The following is an 18,126-nucleotide window of genomic DNA, read 5'->3' as shown; positions in this document are numbered from 1 at the left end:
TGAAGAGGGATTGGCGGAAGTGACAGAATGTAATCGTTGAAAGCGAGGAAAGGATATGTCAATAGCTAAGAACGAACCTGTGATCGTATCGGCGGTGAGGACCCCGATAGGCGATTTCGGCGGATCTCTGCGTGCGCTGTTGCAGGAGCAGTTGGCCGTCACGGTTTTGAAGGAAGTCTGCGAACGGGTGAATTTTCCGAAAGAACGATTGGATGACGTTTATTGGGGGGTGGCGATGCCGCGGAGCGACGAAAACGGGCTGGCGCGCGGTGCGGTCTTAAAGGCCGGCATCCCTGAGCATGTCTCGGCAGTGCACGTCAACCGCGCTTGCTGCTCTTCCATGGAAGCGATCCGCATCGCCGCCATGGCGATCCGACTCGGGGAAGGCGAGGCGCTGATTGCGGGCGGCGGTGAGAGCATGAGCAACGTCTCCTACAGCATCAAAAACGCCCGGTGGGGGTTGCGCCTCCGGCATCAGGAACTCTCCGACGGGATCTGGGACGGCTTGACCGATCACCACTCGGGGCTCATTATGGGTATGACCGCCGAAAACGTGGCTGAAAAGTACGGCGTCTCCAGGGAGGACCAGGACGAATTCGCTTTTGTCAGCCAGATGAGGGCCAAAAGGGCGTTGGAAAGTGAGCGGTTCAAGGACGAAATCGTTCCTGTGGTGATTCCGGGTAAGAGGGGCAAACCCGATATCGTGGTGGATACCGACGAGCATCCGAGGCCTGAAACGACCCTCGAAGAGTTGCATAAACTGCCGCCCGCCTTCAAGGAGGGAGGGACCGTCACGCCGGGAAACTCCTCCGGTCTGAACGACGGGGCGAGCGCCGTCCTGGTGCTTTCGAAGCGCATGGCGGACGAGTGCGGAATGAAAAGACAGTGGTGGGTGGTAGGCTCGGCGGCTGTCGGTGTGGACCCGCGTTATATGGGGATCGGGCCGATTTATGCCATCCGCAAACTCTTAAAGCAGACCGGGCTTTCGCTTGAAGAAATGGAGCTGTTCGAGATCAACGAGGCCTTCGCGGCCCCTTCAGTGGCCGTAGAACGGGAACTCGGACTGAACCGGGAGATCGTCAATGTCAATGGGAGCGGGATAGCCTTGGGCCATCCGATCGGAAACACAGGTTGCCGTATTGTTGTAAGCTTGATCCACGAGATGGAAAAGCGGGGTCTGAAGCGGGGGATGGCTTCCTTGTGTGGGGGAGGCGGACACGGCCAGGCCATCATCGTCGAGCGTGCGGAGTAACAGGCTGTTGATGCAAAAGACATACTGCTTCGCCCGGCTTATCCCCGGGCGGGAGGCGCTATAAGAGATGAACGAAGAGCGCAGAGAGCGGGAAAGACATATCATAAACCTGATGGTCAACGGCCGATCCTATGATCTGCCGGTTGGGGACGCCCACGGCGCAGTCGCACCGGCGCACACTTTGGCGCAGACGTTGCGGGAGACCCTGGGTCTGACCGGGACCAAGGTCGGGTGCGACCAGGGGGCGTGCGGGGCCTGCACGGTTTTGATGGACGGAAAGCCGGTGCTGTCCTGCGTGACCCTGACAGTCGAATGTCACGGCCGCTGCATTGAAACCGTAGAGGGGCTCGAAGACGGCGCGACCGGCCGGCTGCACCCTCTTCAGCAGGCCTTCATCGACAACACGGCCTTTCAGTGCGGTTTTTGCACGCCGGGCATTCTGATGAGCTCCAAGGCCCTGCTCGAGAGAGATCCGGCCCCCGGAGAAGACGCCGTGAAGCAGGCCCTGGCTGGGCACTATTGCCGCTGTATCTCCCACTACGAGGTGGTCCAGGCCGTGCTGGATGCCGCTCAATCGGGGAGGTCATATGACTGAGCACTACAGGCATATTGGAAGAGAGACCCCCCGCAAGGACGCCAGGGACATCGTCACCGGGAGGGCTCGATACATCGATGATATCGTGCGGCCGGGGATGCTCCACGGGAAGGTTCTCCGCAGCCCCCTGGCGCATGCCGAGATCAAACGGATCGACTGCAGCCGTGCGAGGGCACTCCCGGGCGTCAAGGCGGTGCTGACCCATGAAGATGTGCCGGACTTGGCGTGGGGCATCCCCAAGCACATGAAAGTGCTCGACCGGAAGGTCCGGTATGTGGGGGACGCGGTGGCGGTGGTTGCGGCAGAGACCCTCGATGCGGCCGATGCCGCGCTGGAGGCGATCGAAGTCGAATATGAGCCGCTCCCGGCGGTCTACGACGCCGCGGCGGCAATCGAGGTGGACAGCCCGCCGATCTACAGCCAGTATCCCCGCAACACCTATCCCGGAGACCCGCCTGTATTCGAGCCGAAACTACTTAACGGCGTACGCATGGGGGAGGTCGAGAAGGGGTTCGCCGAGGCGGATTTCGTCGTCGAGGGGGTCTGCGGTTACGAGATATTTCCGAACCCCCTGCCTCCCGAACCGCCTGGGGTGATCGCCGAGTGGGAGACCGAGGACCGCCTGACGATCTACACCCCGTCACAATCCATCGCTTTCAACCGCTTCATCGGAATCCCGTTCATCGGCATGGCGGATATGCGGGCGGTTAGCACCCAGTGCGGCGGCAGCTACGGCACCAAAAACGCCAATATGACACCGGTCGGCTATGCCGCCCTGCTGGCCCGGGCGACAGGCCGGCCCGTCAAGGTCTATTACACCAAGGAAGAGCATTTCCACGCCTACTCGCTGAGGCTGGGGTCCCGCGTTCGGGCGAGGGTGGGGATCAAGCGGGATGGGACGCTCACCGCGGTTTCGGGCGAATGGTTCGTCAACACAGGATCGGGTTCGGAGTCGGGCCCTTTCCAGATCGCCGTCGGATGCGGAGAGCTGCAACTGGTTCTGCGCTGCGCCCATTGGGACCTGAAGACGCGCCTCGTCTGCACCAATCGTTCTCCTTCAGGGATCGTTCGAGGGTACGGCGGGCAGGAACTGGAAAGCTCGATCCTGCCGGTCGTATCCATCGCCATGGAGAAAGCCGGTGTCGATCCGGTAGCCTTTTTCAGAAAGAATATCGTCAAGGCCGGGGACGGCTATTTCTGGCGCGAGGGCAACTGGTGGTCCTACCGGGGCATCGATTTTTCCAAGGCCATCGACCGGGGCGCAGAAGCCTTCAACTGGAAGGAGAAGTGGCGCGGCTGGGGGAAATACACCTTGGCCGAGGGCTCGAAGAGACGGGGCGTAGGGGTCGGCGTCCACAGCAATGCCGATGTCGGTGAGGATTCCTCCGAAGCCCTCGTCAAGCTGACGCCGGACGGGCGGACCACGGTGTTTTGCTGCGTCTCCGAATCCGGTCCGGGGCAGCGGAGCAGCCTCTGCAAGATGGCGGCCGAAGTGTTGAACCTTCCGCTCGAACGGGTGAATCTATCCCCGCCGGATACCCATGTCAACCCCTTCGAGTTCGGTCTGATGGGGTCACGGGGCACTTACGCCGTCGGGTCCGCAGTGATCAACGCCGCCGAGGATGCGCGGCGCAGGCTCTTGGAGATGGCCGCTCCCATGCTCCATGCGACGCCCGAACAGCTCGAGACCAAAGACGGTATGGTGTACCGGGTAGGCCGCCCCGACGAGCGCATCCACTGGCGGCGGATCATGGGCTTGACACGCACCTGTGTGGGCGAAGGCCGCTTCGACCCGGATTATTCGCTCTGCAATTTTCTGATGACTTTCGTCGAAGTGGAGGTCGATACGGAAACGGGCGTCGTGGAGCTGCTCTGTGTGGTCAACGCCACGGACTGCGGCCGGATCATCTCCCCGAAGGCCCTCGAGGGGCAGCTGCATGGTGCCTTGGGCTCCGCGGGGTTGGACACCGCCATTTTCGAGGAAACAGTCCTGGACGAAAGATCCGGGCGGATCTTGAACGGCAACATGGTGGATTACAAGTGGCGCACCTTTGCCGACTTGCCGAATTTCAAGAACATCATCCTGGAGACCCCTGCCCCGAGCCACCGCTTCGGCGCTGTGGGCGTAGGCGAAATCGCCACCTCACCGGGCCCGAGCGCCGTGCTCATGGCCGTGTACAACGCCATCGGCGCGAGGGTGATGGATTACCCCGTGACCTCGGACAAGGTCCTGAAGGCCTTGGGTAAGATATAATCGGGAGACCCTATGTTGAAACCTTTCAGACATATCGATGCCCAAACGGTTGCCGAGGCGATCGAACTGAAAAATGCCCACCGCGGAAAGGCGCGGTTCCTCGCCGGGGGGACCGACCTCCTCGGGCTGCTCAAGACCCGGGCCGAGCCCGACTATCCGGAGCTCCTGATCAACATCAAGAGGATCCCCGGGTTGGATGCCATCGAGACAGACGGCGACGGCGCCCGGATTGGGGCCCTAACTCCGCTTGCCGACATCGTTGAATCGCCTTTGCTGAGGCGGGATTACTCGATCTTGGCTGACGCCGCCGAATCGGTCGGGATGCCGCAGATCCGCTACATGGGCACGATCGGCGGCAATCTGGCCCAGGAGACGCGCTGCTGGTATTACCGATACCCCCACGAAATCGGCGGCCGGATCCTGTGCCGGAGGAAAGGGGAAGGGCCGTGCCTGGCTGTCACCGGCGACAACCGGTATCACGCCCTCTTCGGAGGCAAACGGTGCTTTGCGGTCTGCCCATCGGACACCGCGGTCGCCCTGGCCGCCCTGGGTGCACAGATTCGGATCGCCGGGCCCGACGGGGGACGCAGCCTCGATGCGGGCGCATTCTACGATGCCTTGGGCAATGCGTTGGCCCCTGGGGAAATCGTGACGGAGATCCTCATTCCCCGCCCGCCGTCCGGGAGCAGACAGGTGTTTCTCAAGCACAGGGTCAGGGGTTCGATCGATTTTGCGGTTGCAAGCGTGGGAGTGGTCCTTGCCCTGAAACACGGTGTTTGCTCCTTTGTCCGCATCGTGCTGGGCGCGGTGGCGCCTGGACCCTACAGGGCGCTGAAGGCCGAAGAATTCCTTCGGGGAAAGCCGATCGATGCCGGCACCGCGGAGAGCACAGCCGCAGCAGCCTTGGAGGGCGCTGTGCCCCTGAGCCGGAACGTATACAAAATCGAGATCGCCAAAGCTTTAGTGAAAAGGGCGCTTTCGAGGGATGGAAGAAATGGCCTTTGATACCGCTCTGACGCGGATGCTCGGCATCCGGTATCCCATCATTCAGGGGGCCTTCGGGCCGAAGGGGATGGGCACCTCCCGGATCGCGGTGCCGGTTTCCGAGGCTGGCGGTCTGGGGATCATGACCTCGATTTCCTATAAGGATCCAGATGAATTCCAGCAGGATATCCGGGATGCCAAGACCCGGACCGAAAAGCCGTTCGGGGTCAATTTCTCCCTCTTCAAGGACCGCGGGATCCTGGAGGACCACCACGAGGCGTATGTCAAGATCGCCCTCGAGGAGGGGGTGTGGATCATCTTCACCTCGGCTTACGACGGATCGGCGATCGGACGGCGGTGCAAGGCCGAGGGGTGTATCTGGATCCACAAGTGCGCGGCCATCGAGCACGCCGTTTCGACCGCCCGAAAGGGGGCGGACGCCATCGTGCTGGTAGGTTTCGAGGGGACCGGCTTCAAAAGCCCGCTCCAGAACTCCACCTTGATCAATATCACGGCGACCCGGAAGCTGATCGACACGCCCCTGATCGCAGCCGGCGGCATTGGCGACGCCCGCGGCTTCGTCGGCGCGCTCGCCATGGGCGCTGCGGCCGTCTATCTGGGAACGGCGATGATGGCGACGCAGGAGTTTCAGGCCTCCGGGGCGCTGAAGCGGGCCATCGTCGAACAGAGCGTCCTGGATGCGGACTACCGCCGCAAGGTTTATCAGATGGGGCATGGCATCAAGCACTCGCTGGCCTCGACGGTGATCGAATCGATACCGACCGTGGACCAGTTCATACGGAACATGATCGAAGAATCCGAAGAAATCATCGCGGGACTGGCCCGCATGAACTTATCGAAAGGCGGAGAGAATGCGTCAACTTAATGGAGTCGGGGTTTTGGGTGCAGGGCAGATGGGGGCCGAGATCGCGCTTTGCTTCGCGGCCTGCGGAGTGAGTGTCGTGATGCGCGAGCCGGACTTGCCGTTGGCTGAGCAGGGAAAGGCTAAAATCGGGAAGGTTCTGGACAAGGCGGTCGCCAAGGGGCGGTTCCCGGCCGAGGAGCGGGATGCGGTATTGGCTCGTATCGTGCCGACGGCCGACTATAAGGCGTTTGTTGACGTGGATCTGGTGGTCGAGGCGGTTTTTGAAAACATCGAACTGAAAAAGAGCGTCCTCGAAGAGGCTGACGAGGTCTGCAAGCGCGAATGCATCATCGCCACCAACACCTCCTCCATTCCGATTACCTTGCTATCGACCGCGGTCGGTGAAAACAGACGTCCACTGTTCATAGGAATGCATTTTTTCGCTCCCGCTTTCACTATGAAGCTGGTAGAAGTGATCCCGGGGCTGGAGAGCGGCGGGGAAACCATCGATTTTGCGATGGAGGCCTGTCGAATCATTGGCAAGACGGCGGTGCGTGTCAAGGATACGGCGGGCTTTGTAGTCAACCGGATGCTGTTCGCTATGTTCGGGGAGGCCGTGAGGCTCGTGGATGAAGGCGTCGCCTCATGTGAGGATATCGATGCGGCCTGTAGATTGGGATTGGGGCATCCGCTTGGGCCTTTCGCCCTGATGGACATGGCGGATCTCGGTATGGCACTCAACGTAGGCAATCTGTTGAAGGAGGCCCACGGAGACCGGTTCCGCTTCGGAGACGCGCTCAAGCAGCGCGTGTACGCCGGCCATATCGGGAAAAAATGCGGCAGAGGCTGGTACCGGTACGCATAAAAGCGCAAATATTTTTATCCCGTAGATGGTCAGCAACCGGAATAGGTTCCCTGCTGAAGGGTGAAAACAGACTCGACCCGCCTTCTGAACGGCCGAAGCATGTGAAGAAAAATTCCCATTTGCCGACTGAAGATCTTGTCGTGCCGGATGCTCTTTTCCGGATGGGTGTTGTGTGGTGGATTCAACTTGTTTCCGGGAATCGACGTGCGGATTCCTGCTGCCTAAGCGGAGCCATTGGATATGTCATATCAGCAAATAACCTACAGCGTTGAAAAAAATATCCTGACCATTACGTTGAACCGCCCTGAAAAGCGCAATGCTTGGACGTGGGTGATGGCCAACGAACTCAGGGATGCGATGCTCAGGGCCGAGCGTGACCGTGATGTCCGGGTGGTCGTGCTGACGGGCGCCGGAAATGCCTTTTGTTCGGGCGCCGACCTGGATGAATTGAAAGATGCAGGGAATCTTCTGCAAGAGGTGTTGAGAGAGGACAATCAGGATGCACCTGAGAAACAGGTGTCCATTCTGATGAAGACGAAGACGGATGAAGAACTCGATCCGGAAAACCCGTCCGGCAAGCGGGGGGATTTCCGGAAGCGGTTCTCTTATTTCCTCGGCGTCGATAAACCGGTCATAGCGGCGGTCAACGGGCCTGCTGTCGGTCTGGGCTTTGTGGTCGGTCTTTATTGCGACATCCGGTTTGCATCGGACCAGGCGAGGTTTTCGACGGCCTTTTCCCGGCGCGGTTTGATCGCCGAGCACGGCATCAGTTGGATCCTGCCGAGGATTGCAGGCCTGGCGAACGCCCTGGATCTGCTTTTCTCCGCAAGGATGATCGACGCCTCGGAGGCCTTGAGCATGGGCCTGGTGAGCCGGGTGTTTCCCCAGGGCGAATTCATGGCGCGCGTGAAGGATTATGCCTCCGTCCTTGCGACGGAGGTCTCCCCCCGGTCGCTTGGCGTCATGAAACGGCAGGTCTACCGTGCGCAGTTTCAGACCCTGGCCGAGGCCTGGCAGGAGGCGGATGCCGAGATGCTGCTTAGTTTTCGCTCTGAGGATGCCAAAGAGGGCGTCGCGCACTTCCTGGAGAAGCGTGCGCCGGACTTCACCGGGAGATAGTTTTTCGACATATGCCTTCGAGCACAGGCGTCAGTCGATCTTCAGGATGCGGCCCCTGTAGGAGAAGGGATCGGAGATCTCCCATGAAACCGCCTCCTGGTTGTAATCCGTGATGCAGCGGCGCTCGAGCTTGTCGAAGGGGGTTCTGCCCGGGTCGGCCAGGATGACGGCGGTTTTTTCGGTCCGGTTGGCCCGGCGTATCAGTTTGTGCCACGGGGATACCAGCTCGTCCCAGAAGCAGATGTCCGCACCCATGACGATATCGAAAGCCTGCAGATCGTCTTGTGTGAGGTCCGCTATTCCGAGGCGGAGCGTCCTGATGTCGACGTCGTTCGCCTGGGCCTGAATCTGCAGGAAGGGGAACACCTCTGCGTCGATATCCATGCAGGTGACCTTTGCGGCCAAATTCTTGGCGCAGTAAATCCCGGCCAATCCCCAGCCGCAGCCGACATCCAGGATATTCAGGCCGCCCGGCAGGTGCTGGTGCTGGATGAAGTCGATCAGCATCCAGCTTGATTTCCAGATGCGAAACCCGTGGACGGTGGGGGAATGGTCGCGTTTGATTCTCCGGATCGACCGGTGTACGGGTTTCAGGATCCTCAGGTCGTGGGAGTGGATCTCCAGTTTTTCTGCCTTTTTCATCGGTTCGATTACCCTCAGGGGCCGGGTGAATGAAGATCCAAGTCGGGTGTTGCAGGATCCCCTGGCTTTTCAAAGACCAAAAAAAGACGCCTCCCTTGTACAAGGGAAGCGTCTGGAGTGCTGGGGAAAAAATCAGCGCTCGACTACATTGACGGCAGCCGGGCCCTTTTTGCCTTCTTCGATATCAAACGAGACATGAGCACCTTCTCGCAGGGACTTGAATCCGCTGCCTGCAATCCCTGAATGGTGCACGAAAACATCGGGACCGTTTTCCTGCTCGATGAAGCCGAAGCCTTTGCTGTCATTAAACCACTTGACCGTTCCATTCGCCATGGTGACAACCTCCTTTCGCGAAAATTTCTCGCAGTTCCAAACTTCAGGTGCCACTCTTGACAAATGGATTGTTTCCTGAAAAGAACTTCGAAATCTTAATATTGTCAAAAATTATACCTGATTTTTTAAGAAAAGCAAGCATTATTTTATAAAAATTGTTTTTATTTTTGATCCTGAGGGTTTGCCGCTTCGATCGAGTGTCGTGCAGATGGCATTCGGGACGGCCTTTTTTGCCCATTTCCGCGTCAATTCGTGCCTGTGCGTCGGCGGTCTGGAGGTCCCTTCCGCGTCATAGGCCATCGTCCATCTGGGCGGCTCAAGGGCCGGCGCGATGAACCAGAAGCCACAATCCGCCGGATTCCAGGATCGTGGCGGCATCGGGCGGAATCGCCGCTACGGCGAGCATTCCTTCCAACTCATCCCTCGAGATCCATTTTTTGCCGAGGCGATAGTTGAGTTCCCTGGATTCCTCGGCGATGGGATCGATCTGTTCCTTGGGGGTCAGCGGGCCGAATCCGCCCCCTATGAGCGCCTGCCCGCCGGGCCGGAGCACATCGAATATCCCGGGCAGCATGGTGGGGGTCAGGAAAAAAAAGGCCCCCCGGAAGACGACCAGGTCGAAGGCCGCCTGGAACGGAGGCTGTGTCAGTTCTCCGATCACCCATGCGCCGCCCGTTGGAAACGCCTGCCGAAGATGCGGGAGCAGATAACTTTCCCGGAGGAGGCAGACCGGCGCCATTTCCGGGCGCTTCTTACGAATCGCCGCGCTGATCCCGCCGGAGAAGGGGCCGAGTTCGAGCACTCGCCCGGATCTCTCAGGGCACCAGGGCGCGATCCAATCCGCCAGGTGGGGGTAAATGGGGCCCCACAAACGGTTGAGGCGGTCGATCAGGGTCGGGTCCATGATGTTCGTTCCAGTGTTTTCAGCGCGCGTGTCTCGTCGAGGCCAGGGGTTCGTTGCGGCCTTTCAAGCGGCGCCGGTCCCGGTCAGGACTACAAGGTGGACCTTCCTCGGGCCGTGAACGCCGTAGACGATATGGAGTTCGATGTCAGCGGTCTTGCTCGGGCCCGTGATGAAGGTGAGGTTCGGTCCCAGCCCCTCGCGGCGGATCTCTGGGTGCCATTTGAGGACCGTGTAAAGCTCCTCGAAATCGGCCAGGATCTGACCTGGTTCGATGACTGCCACGTGCACGTCGGGTGCGAGGGAGACCGCACGGGGCTGCCCGGCCCGGCTTCGAAGGACGAGGGTTGCGCTTTGAGCGACACAGAAATCGGCGGAGGTGACGCCTATGCAGGCCAGACCGAGTGCCTCCCGTATGCGGGCCCGGCGTTCGTCTTGGCTGAGCCCGCCAAGCGCCGGGTCCTGCAGGTCGACGGGAAAGAAGGGAATTCCCAGGCCGGCCAGTCGATGTTTCAGATCGAGCGGGTCGAGCAGGGGATGGCGCCAGCAGAGGATCCCACGACGGGAGGCAGGGTGCTCCGGGTGGTCGACGGCGATCTGATGGATGACGTCAGCCGCCTCCTGAAACCCTTCGACCGGGTGCACCTCCAGGTTGATGGCCCGCCCCTCCTCCATCAGCCGCTCGAGCAAGGCCAGACGATCCTTCCCTTCACGGTTGGCGATCCGGTCAAGGACCCTGAGGGTCTCTTCCGGCGGCGCGCCTTCCGGCTGCAGGGTCGTGTGCGCCCTGCGGCTCTCTGCACCCAAAGCCTGTCGCACCCTGCTCAGAAATAGGTTCTCCGGGTCGTTCATGATCGCTTTTGATCCTTGCAATGATCCCCCTTCTCGATTCTTCAAGGGGGCTATGGGGGATTCATAGCCCTGCGCGACGGGCTGCGTGCCAGGAACCGTCTGCGGGCGAGCGGTGGCATGTCCCGTGAAAGGGTCCAGCCGTCGAAGGGGGCTGGAAGCCTGCGGATCATTCCGGTTCGGCGCGGCAAAAGGCGCTGCGCGAACGATGCAGCCCGCATGAAAAGGTGATAGACACGGGGGTTGCAGGCCATGCGGGCCCAGGCCTTGTAGGCCAGTTTCTCCGCGATGGGCGCCGGGCGGGTTTCCCATGCGGGGTCGCCTTCCGCGAGGCGCGCGCGGAGTTCGAGGAGCAGCTTCGGGATCCGGATGTGGACCGGACAGGCGTCTTCGCACGCACCGCAGAGGGTTTCCCCCTGACAGAGGTGTCTTCCACGTTCGATCCCCCAGAGCAGCGGGGTGATGACGGCGCCGATGGGGCCGGAGTAAATCGACCCGTAGGCGTGTCCGCCGATCTTGCGGTAGATGGGGCAGACGTTCAGGCAGGCGCTGCAGCGGATGCAGCAGAGGATCTCCCGGAAGACCGGGTCGGCGAGAATGCGGCTCCGGCCGTTGTCGACGATCACGACGTAGAAGTGTTCGGGGCCGTCCTCGAAATCAGGCGATCGGGGTCCGCCAACGTAGCTCACGTAGGTGGCCATCTTCTGGGAGGTGGCCCCGGTGGAAAGCAGGCGGAGCAAGACATCGTGGTCCTCCAGCCGGGCGGCGATGCGCTCCATCCCCATGAGGGCGACGTGGACCTTCGGAAGGGTGGTGGCCATGCGCACGTTGCCTTCGTTCGACAGGATGGTGATGTGTCCGGTTTCAGCGCAGGCCAGATTGCACCCGGAGATGCCCATGTCGGCCTTGAAGAATTTATCGCGCAGGGCGCGGCGGGCGGCGAGGGTCAGGGTCGGTGGGTCTTCGGAATAGGGGATTCCCAGGTGTTCGGTGAACAGGGCCCCGATCTCCCGGCGCGTCATGTGCATGGCCGGCCCCAGGATATGCGAGGGCCTGTCGCCCGCCAGTTGCACGATGTACTCCCCGAGATCGGTTTCCATGACCTCGATGCCGGCTTCGACAAGGGCGGGGTTGAGGCCGATCTCTTCGCTCAGCATGGATTTGCCTTTGACGATCCGGCGGACCGCGTGGCGTTGAGCGATCCCGAGCACGTGGGCCACCGCCGTTTGCGCGTCCGGGGCGTAGAGGACGTGTCCGCCGTGTTCTCTCACACCCTCAGCGAAGGCGGCGAGGAGGATATCCAGGTTTTCGATTGCCGCCATGCGGAGGTCGTGCGCGGTGTCGCGCAGGCCGGGACCTTCGGGCAGGGCTTGATAGGCCCGGGCTGTCGCCGGTCCGAGCCGGTTCTGCATGTCGGCCATGGCTGCCTGCAGGACAGGGTTGGACAGGCCCCGGCGTGCGGCGTCTTTATAGTCTTGCGGGGTTGGATGCCGCACGGACGTGCTCCTCGGTTGAATCCAGGATGCGGGCGATATGGATGGCCTTTACACGGGAGCCTATACGGCTCAGCCGGCCCTGGATGTTCATGAGACAGCCGCTGTCGCAGCCGGCCACTGCGTCGGCGCCGCTGGCCAGGATGAGTTCGACCTTTTCCTGGACGAGGGCGGTCGAGATCTCAGGGTATTTGAAGGAAAAGGCGCCCCCGAACCCGCAGCATCGATCCGAATCCGCCATTTCCACGAACTCTGCCCCGCGGAGGCTCCGCAGCAGCCGGCGGGGTTGTTCGCGGATCCCCAGGCCGCGCGCCAGCTGGCACGAATCGTGGTATGTGATTCTGCCTTCGAAGGCGGCCCCTACATCCTCGACACGCAAGATGTCCACCAGAAACTCGCTAAACTCGAAGGTGCGCGCCGCCGTCTCCCTAGCCCGGGGCTCCCATGTACGGTCCCCCCGAAAAAGATCCGGGTAGTGGCGGCGCACCATGTGGACGCAGGAGCCGGATGGGCTGACGATGGGCAGGCCTTCTTCGAAGCACTGCAGGAAGCGTTTGGCGAGGCGCCTGGCCTCCTGACGGTACCCGGCGTTGAAGGCGGGTTGACCGCAGCACGTCTGGCGTTCGGGGCAGATCACACGCAGCCCCAGCCGTTCGAGAACGTTCTGCACCGCTTCCCCGGTCTCAGTGGAGATCAGGTCCACCAGGCATGGGACAAATAACAGGACCGTGGTTGGAGACGCCATTTTGCAAATGTCCTTGGGGGTCGATGCCGGCTGCACCCGGCGGCGGCTCGACGGCCGCTCAGCGGAGGCAGCGGAAACTATACCAGATGCTCCGGGGAATACAAACTGAAATTCCCGGGGGTTTTTAGAGGACGAACCTTCCAGTCGTGCATCAGGCTAAGGCGAGGCGCCGGGTCCTGCCGGATGGGACGGGACGGCTGGTCTTTCCCTGCGGGATGCTTTTTGCCGCACGGCTGCATCTTGAGAAGACCGCAGGAAAATAAAAAATGACACTTGGAAGGGGTTCTTTTGAAAAAGAGGCGGGAGCCGGGAGCCGTGTCCTCCAGCAGCGGAAGGACACGGCTCAGAACCGATCATGCGGTCAATTCCATCAGTTCGAGATCGAAATGGAGGGTTTTGCCGGCCAATGGATGATTGGCATCCAGGGTCACGGTCTCCCCTTCGACGGCGCTGATGATCACGGGGATCGGCTGGCCCTGCATATTCTGAAGCTGAAGGCGCTGTCCGATCTCCGGTTCGATATCGGCCGGAAAGTCGGTCTTGCTGACCGTCACTTTCAACTCTTCTTTGGGATGTCCGTAGCCTTCTTCAGGCGAAATGGTGACGGTTTTGGATTCCCCCACCTGCATGCCGAGGACACCCTGCTCGAAGCCCTGAATCAGCTGCCCTTCACCCAGGGTAAATTCAAGGGGTTCCCGCCCGTTGGAACTGTCAAAGACAGTTCCATCTTCCAGCCTGCCGGTGTAGTGAACTTTTGCTTTGTCGCCGTTTTTTGCCTTGGTCATTGAATCCTCCCTAAAATTTTTGACTTAATGTAATATAATAAAGAGAAAATATAATTAATCAAGTCCTGTGGGGAATATTCATCTCGGTCCGATCCCCTGGGGACTGGCTCCCGGATGAGAAGTATCGACGATCCTTCTTTTTCCGGATATGGACGGTTAGGCAACCGCCTGTAGGTTTTCATCCGGGGAAACCGGAGTCTGAGGCGATAGCGGGATACGATGAAGACGCCGTCATAGTCGAAAAGGCAAGCTTTACTTATTCGCTGTGATGATTAGATTTTTTGTTATTAACCTTTTCTGGGAGGGGTCGGCCATGTACTCGAAAACGGTGATGGATCATTTCAAAAGCCCGCGGAATGTGGGCGTCATCGAAAACCCGGACGGCTTCGGGGAGGTGGGCAATCCCCTATGCGGCGACATGATGAGCATCTATTTGAAAATCAAGGATGAACGGATCGACGATATCAAATTCCAGACGTTCGGGTGCGGCGCCGCCATCGCCGTATCCAGCATGCTGACGGAGATGGCCAAGGGAAAAACCATCGAAGAGGCCAAAAAGATCTCGAACAAGGATGTGGCCGCGGCGCTCGAAGGGCTGCCCAAGAACAAGCTGCATTGCTCCAACCTCGGCGCGGATGCGCTTCATCAGGCCATCAAGGATTATGAAGACCGGAAGGCAGGGATGGAGCCGAAGGTTCCGAAGCGGAGCGAGAAACACGAACATACCCATGGCGATCACTGCTACTGCCCCTACTGTGATGCCGAGGTCCCCGAGGGGGTGACCTTCTGTAAGGCGTGTCAGACGGATCTGACTGCCGAGCACTGAACCTTGAAAGGAAGGGAGGGAAACCGATGAAGATCGTCAACCTGGATCATCTATCGGCCAATCAGCTTCTGCCCGAGGTGCAGGACGCGATGATCGGCGTAATGAGGGAGACCTTCGGAAACCCCTCGAGTCAGCATCGCCTCGGGGATGGTGCGGCCGAGGCGCTCGAAGCGGCGCGCGGACGTGTGGCAAGGTTGATCAACAGCGCTCTGGAAAAAGAGGTGGTTTTCACATCCAGCGGGACCGAATCCATCAATCATGCCATCAAGGGCGTAGCGTTCGCGAAGGCGGACAAAGGCAGGCACATCGTCACCTCCAATATAGAACACAATGCCGTCCTTCGAAGTCTTCGCCGGCTCAAACTGATGGATTACCAGGTGACGTCCGTACCCGTGGACTCCGACGGCCGGGTGAATCCGGATGATGTGGCGAGGGCCCTCAAAGACGAGACCATCCTCGTGAGCATCATGCACAGCAACAATGAGATCGGAACGCTGCAGCCCATAAGGGAAATCGCCGCCATTACGAGGGAGCGAAAGATCACGTTCCACAGCGACGCCGTGGACTCTGTCGGTGTCATCCCTGTGGATGTGCAGGATCTCGGGGTCGATCTCTTGAGCTTCGCGTCCAATACCTTTTACGGTCCGGCCGGGGTCGGGGGCTTGTACATCCGCCGCGGAACGAGCATCTGGCCGCTGCTTGACGGCGGTGTTCAGGAGAATAACAAGCGAGCTGGGACGGAGAATCTCATTGGTATCGTCGGGATGGGCATGGCCGCGGAACTGGCCCTCCGAGATATGTCCCGGCGCACCGAGCATGCAGCCGGGCTGAAGCATTTCCTCCTGAAGGAACTGCCGAATTACATCGATGAGTTCATCATCAACGGCCATCCCGAGTTCAGTCTGCCGAATCTCCTGTCCGTCTCAGTGAAGTACATCGAGGGGGAGAGCGTTGTGCTGATGCTGGATGAGGAGGGCATCGCGGTCTCGACCCGTTCCGCATGCGCCGCGGGGGCGCTGCAGGCCTCCCACGTGCTGCTTTCGATCGGGCGGGAGTTCGCGGATGCCCAGGGTACCCTGGTGATCACTTTCGGCATCGAGAATACGGAGGAGCACATCGTCCGTTTCTTGGAGGCACTGAGGGGTGCGGTCACGACCTTGCGGGACATTTCACCGCTCTATCCCAATAAACAGCCGGCCTGATCCTTTTGGCCACAAAGGCTCAGGGGCCGCCCACGCTTTCGAGCTTCGACTGCAGGGAGGACGCCGAAAGGGTCCCCCTGGTGACGTCGATGGGCTTGCCGTCCTTGAAAAAGACCAGTGTGGGGGTGCTCTTGATCTCGTATTTTTCGCTGGTGATCGGATTGTCGTCCACGTCGAGCTTGTAGACATGCACCTTTCCCTCGTTGGCGGCGGCAAACGCTTCAAGGGCCGGGGCCAACGAGTGGCAGGTTCCGCAGCGCGGCGACCAGAAATCGACGAGACAGATAGTCTTGGACTCCAAGACGGCTTCGGTGAATGCGGCATCGGTCAAATCGGTGACGGGCGTTTTCATTGTAATTCTTTCGGTTCGATCCTTCTTTTGCTGGAATATCCAGCTGTTGTGAGAGTACGGATGCTGAGTGGTTTGAGGTTCCTAGGGAAATGTGCGTGGACGTCAGCCTCCATTCTACTAAGCCGACCCTTCCTTCTGCAATCGAAAACACGGGCGGTTATCACGGGCTGGGCTGCAATAGCGGTTTCCCTGGTTTCCTAAAGGGATTATAATCTTTACAAAGAAGGGGAGCGGATGACAATATTCAGCATCCACCTGTTTGCTTCGTCCGCTGGGATGGTGTTCAGGCCGGCTTCGGCTTTCGAGCGATAGGAGCCTTCGGTTGTCAGCCATCCGGGGATTCTCCCTGAACGGTTGGATGGCGCAGGTGCGGCCGGTGAATAAAGAGCGGCATCTCAGGATTGGAGACCTGCTCCCGGACGATCGTGATTGGCCGATGGTAGCGAGGTTGGGAACAGGCAGGCAAGAATCCTTTTTCGAGGAGGTGGAGTATGGAAGTCAAAAAGATCCTCTGGCCCACGGATTTCTCCGAAAACGCCGCCAAGGCGCTGCCGTATGTGACGGCGCTGTCGGAAAAATTCCAGACCGAGGTGCATGTCCTGTATGTGATTCCCGAGCTGGGGCTGCATGAGCCGTGGTATGGGGAGTTCGACCGTTCGCACATCGACAAGATTCACGAGTGGGAACGGAATACAGCCGCAAAAAGGCTGGATGAGATTTGCGATACGTATCTCAAAGGGTGTCGGCTTTACGTCAAACACGTCGCCCTGGGTGATCCCGCGGACGAGATCCTGAAGATGATCAGCGAAGAAAAGGTCGATATGGTCGTCATGGCGACGCGCGGGCGGAAGGGGCATTTTTTCTTCGGCAGCGTGGCTGACAAGGTGCTCAAGCATTCGCCTGTCAGCGTTGTGACAGTGCCGATCAAGGATTGACGAAGGAAGAGCGGACGCGTCCTGCCTCGAGGCGGGACGCGTCCAGGCGTTTTATTCGATGACTACGATCGCGCCGGGCGCACACTCCCGTGCTGCTCGGCGTACGGCCTCCTCGAGATGCGCGGGCACGGTGTCCACCTGAACAACGGACAGCATTTTGTCCTCATCATAAGCGAAGACATCCGGACAGACCTTGTTGCAGTTCCGGTCTCCCATACACAAATCTGGATCGATCTTGACCTTCATTGGCTTCTCCTTTGTCTGTTCATCAAGCGACCGTGATCAGTTGACATAGCCTTTCGGTTCCTGCCCGTAGAGCTTCTCTTCGAGCCAGGCGCGGACCTCTTCGTCGATGGCGTAAACGCCTTTACGACGGGCTATGCGGGAAAGATAGGCTTTCCTGAGCGCCTCCGGCATGTCGATCCTGGCCAATTCCACAGCCGCCTCCGAGTTCCTTTCGATGAGGTATATCTTGGGCGGCTCTTCCCATGTGTTGACGACAAAATATCGCGATACGTCATTTTTCGAACGGATCAGGTTTTTTCCGTGCGTCCAGTTGTTCCCCCACTCCAGATAAAGAGTGACCGCCTCCTCGGGTGTCATATCCCAGTCGATGACTTCGATGAGATCATTGCGCTTTTTGATGTCTTCGAGTCCCAGCATGTCCCGTCCCTCCTCTCATTTCATCCGGAATCGATGGTTTGCCCGGATTGATTGCCTGTCGGATATTTTGATTTCTTTAAAACTAGTAACTGTTCCTGATTTTACAATCCGTTCCTGGTTTTTTTTGTTTCCATGAGAGGCATCTTCGGGGATTGAGCAGCAAGCGCGGGTCGGGTACGGTTCCAGCCCGCGTGATCGCCGGGCGACGGGTGGGGTCCGGCCGCGTGGCTGGAAAAAACCTATTCGATCGGAATATTTAGAACCTCTGCCCCGTCGCATCGAGGCGCCGGGGGAGCAGACTGGGGGGATTTTTCCGTTGACTTTGATAGGGGTGACGATGTTATCTACAGTTTCCATCCGGAAATGGTCTTTTTGGCCAATCTCGGCGTCAATCTGCACGTTTGCTTGTGCGGCGACCTGCAGGTCGCCTCCGCGCAAACGCTTGATTTCCTTGATATTGGCCAAA

The 18,126-nt window shown here is 59.6% G+C and carries 21 protein-coding genes; 10 read left to right on the top strand and 11 right to left on the bottom strand.

The window, feature by feature from the left end; all coding sequences use genetic code 11:
• The first annotated feature begins 55 nt into the window (after positions 1-55).
• The 7 genes from H567_RS0115465 (at position 56) to H567_RS0115435 (ending at position 7,934) form a co-directional block, all read left to right on the top strand.
• Complete coding sequence (locus H567_RS0115465; protein ID WP_084517383.1) at positions 56-1,252, top strand: thiolase family protein; 1,197 nt, start codon at positions 56-58, stop codon at positions 1,250-1,252.
• 67 nt (positions 1,253-1,319) lie between these two features.
• Positions 1,320-1,847 (top strand): (2Fe-2S)-binding protein, encoded by a 528-nt coding sequence (locus H567_RS0115460; protein WP_051184989.1) that lies wholly within the window; start codon positions 1,320-1,322, stop codon positions 1,845-1,847.
• Positions 1,840-4,101, top strand: coding sequence for a xanthine dehydrogenase family protein molybdopterin-binding subunit (locus H567_RS0115455; protein ID WP_028322096.1), 2,262 nt, complete (start codon positions 1,840-1,842; stop codon positions 4,099-4,101). Before H567_RS0115460 ends, H567_RS0115455 begins: the two co-directional genes overlap by 8 nt.
• Positions 4,102-4,113: 12 nt before the next feature.
• Positions 4,114-5,106: an FAD binding domain-containing protein gene (locus H567_RS0115450; protein WP_028322095.1), complete on the top strand. Its 993-nt coding sequence runs from the start codon at positions 4,114-4,116 to the stop codon at positions 5,104-5,106.
• Positions 5,096-5,971 carry an NAD(P)H-dependent flavin oxidoreductase gene (locus tag H567_RS0115445; RefSeq protein WP_028322094.1) on the top strand — a complete coding sequence of 292 codons (876 nt, stop codon included), beginning with the start codon at positions 5,096-5,098 and terminating at the stop codon, positions 5,969-5,971. Before H567_RS0115450 ends, H567_RS0115445 begins: the two co-directional genes overlap by 11 nt.
• Entirely contained in the window at positions 5,958-6,815 is an 858-nt protein-coding gene (locus H567_RS0115440) for a 3-hydroxyacyl-CoA dehydrogenase family protein (protein WP_028322093.1), read from the top strand. Before H567_RS0115445 ends, H567_RS0115440 begins: the two co-directional genes overlap by 14 nt.
• Positions 6,816-7,055: 240 nt before the next feature.
• A complete protein-coding gene (locus tag H567_RS0115435; protein WP_028322092.1) occupies positions 7,056-7,934 on the top strand; it encodes an enoyl-CoA hydratase in 879 nt (292 codons plus the stop codon).
• A 30-nt stretch (positions 7,935-7,964) separates the two neighbouring features.
• Here the strand turns inward: H567_RS0115435 and H567_RS25300 are convergent, their stop codons facing one another.
• The 7 genes from H567_RS25300 to H567_RS0115400 all read right to left on the bottom strand — a co-directional run bounded on the left by H567_RS25300 (position 7,965) and on the right by H567_RS0115400 (position 13,682).
• Positions 7,965-8,576, bottom strand: a complete 612-nt coding sequence (locus H567_RS25300) for a class I SAM-dependent methyltransferase (protein ID WP_051184987.1) — start codon at positions 8,574-8,576, stop codon at positions 7,965-7,967.
• Positions 8,577-8,708: 132 nt separating this feature from the next.
• Entirely contained in the window at positions 8,709-8,909 is a 201-nt protein-coding gene (locus H567_RS0115425) for a cold-shock protein (protein WP_028322091.1), read from the bottom strand.
• A gap of 316 nt (positions 8,910-9,225) precedes the next feature.
• Positions 9,226-9,813, bottom strand: coding sequence for a class I SAM-dependent methyltransferase (locus H567_RS27360; protein WP_028322090.1), 588 nt, complete (start codon positions 9,811-9,813; stop codon positions 9,226-9,228).
• A 63-nt stretch (positions 9,814-9,876) separates the two neighbouring features.
• The gene (locus H567_RS27355; protein ID WP_153306216.1) at positions 9,877-10,683 is read right to left on the bottom strand and encodes a LutC/YkgG family protein; all 807 of its coding nucleotides are present in this window, start codon (positions 10,681-10,683) and stop codon (positions 9,877-9,879) included.
• Positions 10,684-10,712: 29 nt separating this feature from the next.
• Positions 10,713-12,155 (bottom strand): LutB/LldF family L-lactate oxidation iron-sulfur protein, encoded by a 1,443-nt coding sequence (locus tag H567_RS25285; RefSeq protein WP_051184983.1) that lies wholly within the window; start codon positions 12,153-12,155, stop codon positions 10,713-10,715.
• Positions 12,127-12,897: a (Fe-S)-binding protein gene (locus H567_RS25280; protein WP_051184981.1), complete on the bottom strand. Its 771-nt coding sequence runs from the start codon at positions 12,895-12,897 to the stop codon at positions 12,127-12,129. Before H567_RS25280 ends, H567_RS25285 begins: the two co-directional genes overlap by 29 nt.
• A 353-nt stretch (positions 12,898-13,250) precedes the next feature.
• A complete protein-coding gene (locus H567_RS0115400) occupies positions 13,251-13,682 on the bottom strand; it encodes an FKBP-type peptidyl-prolyl cis-trans isomerase (RefSeq protein ID WP_028322089.1) in 432 nt (143 codons plus the stop codon).
• A gap of 313 nt (positions 13,683-13,995) precedes the next feature.
• Between H567_RS0115400 and nifU the strand changes: the two genes are divergently transcribed.
• Together nifU and H567_RS0115390 are read left to right on the top strand one after the other, a co-directional pair.
• Positions 13,996-14,508: a Fe-S cluster assembly scaffold protein NifU gene (gene nifU, locus H567_RS0115395; RefSeq protein ID WP_028322088.1), complete on the top strand. Its 513-nt coding sequence runs from the start codon at positions 13,996-13,998 to the stop codon at positions 14,506-14,508.
• Positions 14,509-14,534: 26 nt separating this feature from the next.
• Positions 14,535-15,710: a cysteine desulfurase family protein gene (locus H567_RS0115390; protein ID WP_028322087.1), complete on the top strand. Its 1,176-nt coding sequence runs from the start codon at positions 14,535-14,537 to the stop codon at positions 15,708-15,710.
• Positions 15,711-15,729: 19 nt separating this feature from the next.
• Here the strand turns inward: H567_RS0115390 and H567_RS0115385 are convergent, their stop codons facing one another.
• Complete coding sequence (locus H567_RS0115385) at positions 15,730-16,062, bottom strand: thioredoxin family protein (protein ID WP_028322086.1); 333 nt, start codon at positions 16,060-16,062, stop codon at positions 15,730-15,732.
• Positions 16,063-16,553: 491 nt separating this feature from the next.
• Between H567_RS0115385 and H567_RS0115380 the strand changes: the two genes are divergently transcribed.
• Positions 16,554-16,997, top strand: a complete 444-nt coding sequence (locus H567_RS0115380; RefSeq protein WP_028322085.1) for a universal stress protein — start codon at positions 16,554-16,556, stop codon at positions 16,995-16,997.
• A 51-nt stretch (positions 16,998-17,048) separates the two neighbouring features.
• Here the strand turns inward: H567_RS0115380 and H567_RS0115375 are convergent, their stop codons facing one another.
• The 3 genes from H567_RS0115375 to H567_RS29045 all read right to left on the bottom strand — a co-directional run.
• Positions 17,049-17,243, bottom strand: coding sequence for a ferredoxin (locus tag H567_RS0115375; RefSeq protein WP_028322084.1), 195 nt, complete (start codon positions 17,241-17,243; stop codon positions 17,049-17,051).
• A 36-nt stretch (positions 17,244-17,279) separates the two neighbouring features.
• Positions 17,280-17,660: a DVU0772 family protein gene (locus tag H567_RS0115370; protein WP_208598396.1), complete on the bottom strand. Its 381-nt coding sequence runs from the start codon at positions 17,658-17,660 to the stop codon at positions 17,280-17,282.
• 15 nt (positions 17,661-17,675) lie between these two features.
• Positions 17,676-18,126 (bottom strand): hypothetical protein (locus tag H567_RS29045; protein ID WP_161626635.1); only part of this gene is annotated, 451 nt, incomplete at its 5' end.

Source organism: Desulfatiglans anilini DSM 4660 (assembly GCF_000422285.1).
GTDB lineage: Bacteria > Desulfobacterota > DSM-4660 > Desulfatiglandales > Desulfatiglandaceae > Desulfatiglans > Desulfatiglans anilini.
This window is presented reverse-complemented; position numbering and strand designations above follow the sequence as displayed.